The following is a 10,020-nucleotide window of genomic DNA, read 5'->3' as shown; positions in this document are numbered from 1 at the left end:
CGCACCAAGAACGACGACCAGAAGACCGGCGTCGAGATCGTGCGCAAGGCGCTGTCGGCTCCCGCTCGCCAGATCGCCATCAACGCCGGTGAAGACGGCTCGGTGATCGTCGGCAAGGTGCTGGAGAACAAGTCGTACGCCTTCGGCTTCGACTCCCAGACCGGTGAGTACGGCGACCTCGTCAAGAAGGGCATCATCGACCCGACCAAGGTGGTCCGTACCGCGATCCAGAACGCAGCCTCGGTTGCAGCGCTTCTGATCACCACGGAAGCCATGGTCGCCGAGCTGCCCAAGAAGGGCGGCGCCGGCCCCGCAATGCCCCCGGGCGGCGGCATGGGCGGCATGGACTTCTGATCCAGCCATTCTGGCAAAACAACGAAATGCGAAACCCCGGCAGCGATGCCGGGGTTTTTGTTTGGGGGGCGTCGGCTCTCTCCCCCCTTGTCATTTCGGGCTCGGCGCTGCGCGCCGCCCCGGAATGACAGCGGGGCTACCCCACCTTCCCCAGCCGGTCTACGCGCAGCTCGCCTTCGGAATCGAGCGACCAGAAGATCCGCGTCACCTTGCCGATGAGATTGTCCATTGGGACGAAGCCCATCACCGACTTGAAGCGGCTGTCGGTGGAGTTGTCTCGGTTGTCGCCGAGTGCGAAGAAATGGCCCGGAGGTACGGTGTAAACCTCGGTGTTGTCGGCATAGCCATTGTCGACGCAATCGTAGGTGATGTAGCTCGCACCGTTCGGCATCGTCTCGCGCCAGCGCTTGACCCTGGTCCCGGTCTCGCCGCCGCAGGCAGAGCCCGCGGCCACCTCCTTCAACGCCACGCGCGCGACCTGCTTGTCGTTCAGAAAGAGTTGTCCCTGCCGCATCTGGATGCGATCGCCAGGCAATCCGACAACGCGTTTGACATAGTCGATCTCATCGACCTTCGGCGATCGGAAGACGACGATGTCGCCATAGGCGGGATCAGCGGCGCGGAAACGGCCGGAGATGAACGACGGCGCGAAGGGAAACGAATAACGGCCGTAGCCATAGGCATACTTCGCCGCGAAGACGTAGTCGCCGACCACCAGCGTCGGCATCATCGAGCCGGACGGGATATTGAACGGCTGATACAGGACGTAGCGAAACAGCAGGAGTGGCGACCACAGCACGGGCACGAGCAGGATCAGGATGACAGTCGCCTTCCACCCGCTGGATCTGGCCTTCGGCCGGACGGTGTCCTGAAGCGTGGTCATCGCCTTCCCTGCCCGAGATTGTCGCGGCCACAGGATTGCGCAACCTGTCGGCGCGCGCAATCCCGGCCTTCCTGACTAGGTCGTGCGGATGACGGGCTGCGTTCAAGGCCGCCGCTAGCCGGCAATCAACTCTGCGCCAGATCCCGGAAGCAGTGGCGTATCCAGTCGATCGTCACGCGCGTTGCGGCGTCGCGCTTGAGGTGGTTTTGCACCAGCAGCCAGGCATCGCGCCGTTTCGGCAGCAGGCTGGCGCGCAGGCGGCGATCGCCGAGCAGGTCCGCGCAGACATATTCCGGCAACACGCCGGCGGCCCGATGCGCGCGGATCAGATTGCGGATGACGCGGACATTGTCGGTGACGCAGCGCGCGCGCGACGTCTTGGTGCGCAGGAATTGCATCTCGGGAATGGCGCCGAGCTCGTCCGGATAGGCGCACAGCATCGACTCGCCCTCGGTCGTCACAGGCTCGAAGTAATAGAGCTTGATGTCGCCAAGCCTGGAGATCACGAAGTCGCCCTTGTCGGGCTTGCGCAGACGGATGGCGAGATCAGCCTCCCAGCGCGAGAATTTGACGTTCTCGCTGGAAGTGAGGAATTGCAGCGTCAGGCCCGGATTGGCGTGCAGGAAGTCGCTCGCGCGCGGCGACAGTACCGCTTCGGCCACCGTGTTGGTGGAGGCAATGCGCAGGCGCCCCACCGGTCCTTCCAGGTTCTCGCTGAGACGGCCGATCTCGGCGGCATGCGCGGCCATCGCCTCGACATGCGCCAGCACCGCCTCGCAGCTCCGCGTCGGCCGGCGCACGCCGTCAGCGGCCTCGAACAGGCGCAGGCCGAGGGCGCGCTCGATGCGCGACAGCCTGCGCCCGACCGTGGTCTCGTCGATGCGCAGCCGCGCGCTGGCGCCTGCATAGGTGCCCTCGTCCCTGACGGCGGCGATGATGCGCAGATCGTCCCAGTTCATGGGCCTGAGGCTACATCGGCGGCGAGATGCCTGCAATATCGCAGCCACCGGCTGCAATATCCCTGCATATCGGCAGGCGGCTCCGGCGCTATGTTGGCCAAGCCTTTCGCCCCGGAGATTGCCCGACCATGACGACCGCAAAGACCCTGCTCCAGCTCGCCGGCGCCGACCTCAACCCGCCGCGCCTCTCCGACGCCGCGCTGGTGCTCATCGATATCCAGAATGAATATCTTGCAGGCCCCCTCGCCTTGCCCGACGCGCGCCCCGCGATCGCGCGGGCGGCTGCGCTGCTGGCACGGGCGCGCGAGAGCGGAGCCGCGATCATCCATATCGCCCATCGCGGCAAGCCTGGCAGCCTGTTCGATCGCAGCGCCGATCGCGGTGCCATCGTCGCCGAACTCGCGCCTCGTGCCGGTGAGCTCGTGATCGAGAAGGAGCTGCCCAACGCCTTTGCCGGCACCGATCTCAAGGCGCGTCTTGACGCGACCGAGAAGAAGAACATCGTGCTGGCCGGCTTCATGACGCATATGTGCATCAGCTCCACGGCGCGCGCCGCGCTCGATCTCGGCTTTCGCACCACTATTGATGCCGATGCCTGCGCCACGCGCGACCTGCCCGACGGACGCGGCGGCACGCTGGACGCGCGCACCATTCACGAGGTTGCGCTGGCCGAACTCTCCGACCGCTTCGCGATCATCGCGCGCGGCGATGCACTGAGATAACGGAGCAAGCTGATGCTGCAACTCTATTTCTCACCGATGGCCTGCTCGCTTGCGAGCCGCATCGCGCTGATGGAATCAGGTCTCGATGCGCGCTATCACCAAGTTCATCTCGCGACCAAGACGGTCGCGGACGGCGACGGCGATTTTCGCGACATCTCCTTGAAGGGCGCCGTACCGGTGCTGGTGCTGGAAAACGGCGAGCGGCTGACCGAGTGCGCGGCGGTGTTGCAATACATCGCTGACCTGAAGCCCGAGCGCGGCCTTGCACCGCGGCCGGGAGATTTGGATCGCTACCGCCTGCAGGAATGGCTGAGCTTCGTCGGCGCCGAGATCCACAAGGCGTTCCTGTTTCCGACGTTCTGGTACAAGGACGACGGCTCGCTCGCCAAGCCGCGCGCGCGGATCTTGCAAACGCTGTCGGTGCCGTCAGCGCATCTTGCGGACCGCGAATTCCTCGTCGGTCGCAGCTTCACCGTTGCGGATGCACATCTCACCTGGGCTCTACTGCTGCTTCGTCCCGCAGGTGTCGACATCGCGCAATGGCCCTCGCTCGCCAGATATCTCGAGCGCATGCAGGCGCGGCCGGTGGTGCGAGAGGCGATTGCCACCGAAATGGTGCTGCGCAAGGCCGTGCCGGTCAACGCAGCGTAGCGGGTCACTCTGGAAGCAGAAAATGAAAAGGGCCGCAGCGAGCGGCCCTTTTGCATGATCTCGAATTGACCTGATCTACTCGACCCGCGCCAGCACCGCGAGCTTGCGGATGCCCTTGTTGCGATAGGCGTCGAGGAATGCGTAGTAGTCCTTGAACGACACGCAACCGTTGGAATCGCCGTTTGGCCCGAGCATGAAGGTGTGTGCGAGCAGGCCGTCGCGGCCATAGATCGCGCTTTCGCCGCCGATCGGGGTCAGGCGCAGCGCGGGCACGCCGTGGAACAGCGCCTCGCGCGGCTTCAGATTGTAGATGTGCGGCGGGGTGACGCCGCGCATGCGGACACGCTGCGAGTGCGGATCGTCGAGGTTGGAGCCGAGGCCGGAATGCGCCTCGAGCTTGGTGCCGTCGGGTAGGTAAACCGTCTTGGCGGTGATGTCGTAGACCGCGGTGTCGCGCTCATAGGGCGGCGCGCCGCCGAACATCGGGTTCTGCTCTTTCGGCGCGATCGCCGAGGTCACGCTGGCATCGGCCGAAGCATAGGCGAGCAGACCGCCGGAGGGCTCACGCTTGCCCCACAGCTTCTCCACCATCGATTGGCGCGGACCGGTGATCGACATCACCGCAGCCTTGGCGCGGTCGGCAAAGGATTTTGGCTTGGCTTCCGGCGCCGGCACGATCTGGGCCGGATCGGCGGAGGCGAGTTGCACCGGCGCGTCGGAGCGCTTGCCCTTCGCGACGTCAGCGACCTTGTCGGCGACCCTCTCAGCCACCTTGGCGGGGTTGAGCGGCTTCAGCACTTCGGCGACCTTCGCGACGACGGTCGGCTTCGAAGTGGCTTCGGCGACCTTCGTCGCAGGCGCAGCACTCGCGGCGTTCGAATCCACGCCCTGCGTCGCCGCTGCGGCAAAACGCTCGTTGAACTGTTCGCGCGAAATCGGTGCAGCCACCTGCAGCCGGTCGGGCAGCAAGGCAAAGGTTTCCCGGATCGCCTCGCCCGCCTCGCGCAGCGCCACCTTGGGCGCGCGCTTGACCACGGGCTCGTCGTAACCGGCGCTGCCGACGGTCGGATAGACGCTGGCGGCGAAGATGTTGTTGTAGACGGTCCAGCCGGCAAGCAAGACGCAGCCGGCCACGGCGGCGCCAAGCACGTTTTGGGTGGTCATTTTCCGGGAAGACTTCCGAGAATTGTTTGGCTTCCGTGCCGCGTAACTCTGCGCAGCGATACTCGTACTCATTCGCCTTGCGTCCAGGACGGTGTCACTCAGTCCCCCTTCGAAGTGCCGCTGGTCACGTTCCGGAACCAGCATCTCGCAGAGGGTCGGAGCGTCATTAAGGCGACTTTTAGTTAAATGCAGATTAAGTTCGGGCAGTTGTAGGGCAACTCGTTAACGCTGTGCCATTTCGAGAAAAAAGCCCGCAGAAATACGGACTTAGACGACGCTGTTAACCATAATTCTCGGCCGGTTTAGCACGGTCAGAGGGCCTCACCGACCTCACCTTTGGACCCGCCAACCAAGTCATTTTCGTGGTCATCAATATCGGGAAGATAACGGGGAAGCGTTGCGCGAGGCTGGTGAGCTGCGCGCTCTCCGCCTCTCCCCGCTTGCGGTGAGAGGCGGAAGAGAAACGTTGCCCTGACTGAAAGTTGATCGCGCCAATCTGGAAATGGCCGAGCCGCGAAAATAGCTACACGCTCGGCACTTTTCAGCAGCCTCTGCGTGTGATACGGTACCGTATCAACATCGCCTTGAACTGTGCCGAGCCCGTCAAACGGAGGCTGGCATGAGAGGGTTTTCGCGCGCGGGGTTTTGCGCCCTGGCGTGGTCGTTGTTGTTGATTGGCTCCGCGACGGCTCAGCCCGCTACGGATGCGGGCTGCACGGCATCGCCATCCGCCGCCGGCCCGCAAGTTTGGCGTTGCGACAACGGCGTCACGATCGTTGCGGAAAACGGCGCGAGATTTGAACTGAAAGACGCCAACCGCGACGGACATATAGATGCCGTCGAGTTGAGCGACAAAGCGCTGCTGGTCGAAGTGCCCAAGAAACCCGGCGGCAATCCCTTCAAGGTGCTGACACCGCAAGCGATTGCCGCGGTGCGCGGGACCAAATGGGCGGTCGATGTCGCAGAGACCAAAACCTCCGTATTCGTCGCCGACGGCCGCGTTGGCGTAACCCGCAGGGCGGCACGTGGACGCGGCGTGGTGCTCGGCCCCGGCGAAGGCGTAGACGTGGAAGCGACCGGCCCACTGACCGTCAAGACGCTGACTGTCAAGACTTGGGGCCAGCCACGCGTCGACGCGCTGATGGCAAGGCTGGGTCAATAGGCCCCGGTCCGCACGACCTGCTCAGGCAGGCCCTGAGAACAAAAAGAAGATTGCAAGTCAGACCTAATGAATAGACGCGTACAGATATTGGTGGCCCTCATCCTCACTGCTTTGTGGGGTGCCGGCATTTTTGCCGCTCACGCTTACGGCCATCTCGCCTTTCTCGACCGGCTCGAGGCGACGCTGACGGACCTGCGCACGCTCGCGCGCGGCGTGCAAGCGCCGCCCGATCTCGTCACCATCGTCGCCATCGACGACACCGTGGTCAAGCGCGGCGGCAGCTATCCGCTGCCGCGCGCCGATCTGGCGCGCGTGGTCGACACCATCGTGCAGTTCAAGCCGAAGGTCATCGCGATCGATCTGCTGCTGGTCGACCGCAGCGCTGCGATCGGCGACGCCACGCTGGCCAACACGCTCGCGACCGGTCCCATGGTGCTCGCGGCCGCGGCGATCTTCCCGAGCGCGAGCGAGACGGTGGCGCCCGGCAGCGCCGGGCCGCTCGCCGCTCTGCCCCAGGCCGAGCGCTTCTTGCTGCCGTTACCTGCTTTCGCCGATCACGCCGATGTCGGCGTCGTCAACGTCGCGACCGGGCAATCCGGCTCGCCGCTCTCGGTGCCGATGCTGTTCCGGACCCGCGACAGGGTCGAACTGTCGTTGCCGCTGCGGGTCGCAAGCCGCGCCCTCGACAAGAAGCTGACGATCGCGCCCGATCACCTCATGCTCGGCGATCGCGCGGTGCCGACCGACACCGACTTTTCGCTGCCTATCACTTACTACGGCCCGCGCCGCACCATCCGCACCGTGAGCGCGCAGAGCATTTTCGACGGCACGCTCGATCGCAAGGTGATCGAGAACCGGATCGTCGTGATCGGCGCTGCGGTTGCCGGCGGCGGCGACTTCTTCCCCACGCCATTCGATTCCCTGATGCCCGGCGCCGAGGTGATCTCGACCGCAATCACGCATCTCATCGCGGGCGACAACATCGTGCGCGACCGCAAGGTCCACATCGCCGATGCGCTGATCGCGATCCTGCTGCCGATGCTGCTGGTCGGCCTGCTGGCCTGGCGGCGCAGCGCGCTCGGCTTCGTCGCGGCGGCCGCGCTGATGATCGCCTGGGCCGGGCTCAATTTATTTGCGTTCACGCACGGCGTCTGGCTCGATGCCGCGACCACGCTCGCGGCCGCGGTGCCGCCGGTCGCCGTGTTCGTCGGCGTGCAGACCTGGGCCGGAGCCCGCCGCACGCAGTACCTCGCCGCCAAGAGCCGGTCGCTGGCGCAACTCCAGGCGCCAGCGGTGCAGGAATGGCTGGCGCGCGATCCCGATTTCCTGGCGAAGCCCGTTCGGCAGGATGGGGCCATCGTCTTCATCGATCTCTCGGATTTCACCGCGTTGAGCCAACAGATCGATCCGGACGAACTTCAGAACATTCTGAAGGCGTTCCACGCCTTGATCGACAAGGCCGCGGTCGATTGCGGCGGCATGATCACGAGCTTTCTCGGCGACGGCGCCATGATCCTGTTCGGCCTGCCGCGCGCGATGCCCGACGACGCGGCGCGTGCACTGAAATGTGCGATCGACCTGCACCGCGGCGTCGAACGGTGGATCGCATCGCTGCCGCCTGCGATCAGCGGACGGCTCGGCTTCAAGATCGGCGCGCATTGTGGTCCGATCGTCGCCTCGCGTCTCGGCGAGAGTCATCAGCACATCACGGCCAATGGCGACACCGTCAATCTCGCCAGCCGGCTGATGGAGGTCGCCGCGCAAAACAATGCGCGTCTCGCATTGACCGACACGCTGCTGGACGCCGCAGACTTCCACGGCGCGCCCGACGGCGTGCTGTCGGGTCCCCTGCTCACCCAGGTCCGCGGCCGCTCCGGCGTCGTGACCGTCTGGTTCTGGCGCGACCAGGACAGCCCGAGCCAGATCACTGCGCGGGCCGAGATGATCGACTGAGCTTCTGCGCCTTGCGCCTGAGCACGCCGAGGCCGCCGAGCAGCCCGCGCGACATCAGCTCGCGGAAACTGTCATTGATGAGGATCTCGTCGACCTCGTCCGAGATCAGCTTCGCCTCCGCCTCGGTCATGACGTTGGACGTGAACGCGCCGCCCGCTTTCATCGCGTTGAGCACATCCTTGACCAGCGGCGCGCCATTGGACGGGATCTCCGGCGGCTGCCAATCCAGATCCTCGATGACGAACAGGCCGCCCGGTTTCAGCGAAGGAAACAGCACGCCGAGCGTCAGGTGCTGATGCACTGAGGCGTGAGAACCGTCATCGATGATGATGTCCAGCGGCGCCTCCTTGCGTGCCAGCTCTTCCAGCATGCTGCGGTCGCCTTGATCGACACGATGGATCCGGACGCGTGGATGCGAGAACCAGCTGAAATCCTCGATGTCTACGCCGATAACTTCGGCATTCGGGAAGTAGTCCAGCCACATCTGCAGCGACGGCACCTGATCCTGGGCCCAGCCTTCGACGCGGCCGCGGCACAGGCCGATTTCCAGGATACGGATAGGCTCGAGTGCCTTCGACTGAAACAGCTGGTGATAGATGCGCGTGTAGTGGTGGGCAACATGCCCCTTGTAGACCGCACCCTTGTCCGAGTCGTATTTCGCCGCGAGCTGCGTCAGCCAGTTCGGCTCGAGCACCAGATTCTTGAGATAACCCGCCACACTCTGCTCGGGGACGGCATCGATGCGCAAGCCGCGCTCGGCCCACATCCTGCCCCAGAGATGGACACCGGTCACGCGAGGGTCGCTCAACAGCTCGAAGCCGGCGCGGCTCTCGGAGACGAACAGCTCCACTTCACGCCGATCGATCGCGTTGAAGGTCGTCGGCGGCACGATCGACGCCAGAAGATCCTCATCGCCGGCAACGAGCAGATATTCGCTCAGCAGCAGCGGCCCCACCGCGCCGTATTCGACGCGCTTTTCGCTGAACAGCCGCTGGAGCGACAGCGCATAGAGATTGGCCATGTGAATCGAGCCCCTGGGCGCGCGCATCACATCGCCGCCGCAAACATGCCCCTGCTCGACGCCGGACCATTGCGCGGAGAACACATGCTCCCTGCCGAAATCCAGGGGTTTGACCAGCACGATGTCCGTATCGAGCCACCAGCCGCCGAACTCGTGAAGAACGGCATAGCGGTAGATGTCGCTGAAATAGCGGATCTCGCTGTTGAGAACGGCATGCTGGTAGATCGCAGCAGGCACGAGGCTTGCCGCATCGACCACCATCACCCCGGGCGGCACGCGCGCCTGCATCGCGGCGGCGTTGTCATAGGTGTACAGCTTCACCGGATGGCCCTGACGGACCATCGATTGCAGCGACAGGCGCGACATGTCGCTCAGCGGCGCGTTCGACCAGAAGCAGTGGATGGGATCGCGCGCCACGTCCGGCGTCGCGCGGGTTCGAAGATGCGGATTGAATTGCGCCGTCAGGGCGTTCCAGGCAATGCGGGAGACGGAGCGGCACTCGCCGAGGAACGGCAATTTCTGATAGGCCCGCGCGATCAGGAAGCAGAAGCTCGCCTGGTTGGCCTGCCCCACCCTGTTCAGGGTGTTGCCGAAATTCTCCCAGATCGACGGATCAACGGGATCGAGCGCCACCGCGCGCTGAAACGCCTCGAGCGCCTGCGCCTGGAGCCCCTTGCCCAGCAGTGCCGTCCCGAACGTTGCGAGATAGGTCGCCTTCATCTCGTTCGTGAGAGCGCGGCCGGCCCAGTTGATGGCCGCGTCGTAATCGCCGTTGAGCAGAGAGACGCCGGCCATCAGATGAAGCAGCCCGGCATGGTTAGCGTCCGAGGCAAGGCCTTCCCGACAACGGGCTTCGGCCTGCTCGAACTCACCGGTCTTCAGGTGCCGAAGGCAGATCCGGTAAACTTCATCCCGCGTCAGCGAAGACGGCTCTGTCGAGATCTCGTTTGCCTTTGCGAGAGTGCCGTCGTGATAGTTCATGGGGACCTTCCGGATCATGGCACAGCAGACAGCAATCCGCTTCCCAACTCTTGGGAAGCTCGCCGCATCTCGACTATCCCGCTCGTAGCTTGCTTGAAGCTTGCTTGAGGCTTGACACCGCCTTCGCTCTACCGCGCCGGCGCGTGGCGAATCAAAGGGGCCGTTGATAA

At 64.6% G+C, this 10,020-nt stretch carries 9 protein-coding genes; 5 read left to right on the top strand and 4 right to left on the bottom strand.

Annotated elements, in window-relative coordinates:
* On the top strand, positions 1-354 hold a 354-nt coding region (locus tag L6637_RS30105), incomplete at its 5' end, for a TCP-1/cpn60 chaperonin family protein (protein WP_276575779.1).
* A gap of 136 nt (positions 355-490) precedes the next feature.
* Here L6637_RS30105 and lepB read toward each other — a convergent pair.
* Both lepB and L6637_RS30095 read right to left on the bottom strand, forming a co-directional pair.
* Positions 491-1,237: a signal peptidase I gene (gene lepB, locus L6637_RS30100; protein WP_237872727.1), complete on the bottom strand. Its 747-nt coding sequence runs from the start codon at positions 1,235-1,237 to the stop codon at positions 491-493.
* A gap of 125 nt (positions 1,238-1,362) precedes the next feature.
* A complete protein-coding gene (locus tag L6637_RS30095) occupies positions 1,363-2,196 on the bottom strand; it encodes a LysR family transcriptional regulator (RefSeq protein ID WP_237872726.1) in 834 nt (277 codons plus the stop codon).
* A gap of 128 nt (positions 2,197-2,324) precedes the next feature.
* Between L6637_RS30095 and L6637_RS30090 the strand changes: the two genes are divergently transcribed.
* Positions 2,325-2,918 carry a cysteine hydrolase family protein gene (locus L6637_RS30090; RefSeq protein WP_237865783.1) on the top strand — a complete coding sequence of 198 codons (594 nt, stop codon included), beginning with the start codon at positions 2,325-2,327 and terminating at the stop codon, positions 2,916-2,918.
* 12 nt (positions 2,919-2,930) lie between these two features.
* Positions 2,931-3,569 carry a glutathione binding-like protein gene (locus L6637_RS30085; protein WP_237865782.1) on the top strand — a complete coding sequence of 213 codons (639 nt, stop codon included), beginning with the start codon at positions 2,931-2,933 and terminating at the stop codon, positions 3,567-3,569.
* 75 nt (positions 3,570-3,644) lie between these two features.
* Here L6637_RS30085 and L6637_RS30080 read toward each other — a convergent pair whose 3' ends face one another.
* Positions 3,645-4,733 (bottom strand): tlde1 domain-containing protein, encoded by a 1,089-nt coding sequence (locus tag L6637_RS30080; protein WP_237865781.1) that lies wholly within the window; start codon positions 4,731-4,733, stop codon positions 3,645-3,647.
* 619 nt (positions 4,734-5,352) lie between these two features.
* Between L6637_RS30080 and L6637_RS30075 the strand changes: the two genes are divergently transcribed.
* Both L6637_RS30075 and L6637_RS30070 read left to right on the top strand, forming a co-directional pair.
* A complete protein-coding gene (locus tag L6637_RS30075; RefSeq protein ID WP_237872725.1) occupies positions 5,353-5,895 on the top strand; it encodes a FecR domain-containing protein in 543 nt (180 codons plus the stop codon).
* Between the two features lie 66 nt (positions 5,896-5,961).
* Positions 5,962-7,848, top strand: coding sequence for a CHASE2 domain-containing protein (locus tag L6637_RS30070; RefSeq protein WP_237865779.1), 1,887 nt, complete (start codon positions 5,962-5,964; stop codon positions 7,846-7,848).
* Here the strand turns inward: L6637_RS30070 and L6637_RS30065 are convergent.
* Positions 7,820-9,850: a glycosyltransferase gene (locus L6637_RS30065; protein ID WP_237872724.1), complete on the bottom strand. Its 2,031-nt coding sequence runs from the start codon at positions 9,848-9,850 to the stop codon at positions 7,820-7,822. The two genes, L6637_RS30070 and L6637_RS30065, sit on opposite strands and share 29 nt — an antisense overlap.
* Positions 9,851-10,020: the final 170 nt, after the last annotated feature.

This window comes from Bradyrhizobium zhengyangense, assembly GCF_022012435.1.
GTDB classification, from domain to species: Bacteria; Pseudomonadota; Alphaproteobacteria; order Rhizobiales; family Xanthobacteraceae; genus Bradyrhizobium; species Bradyrhizobium zhengyangense.
This window is presented reverse-complemented; position numbering and strand designations above follow the sequence as displayed.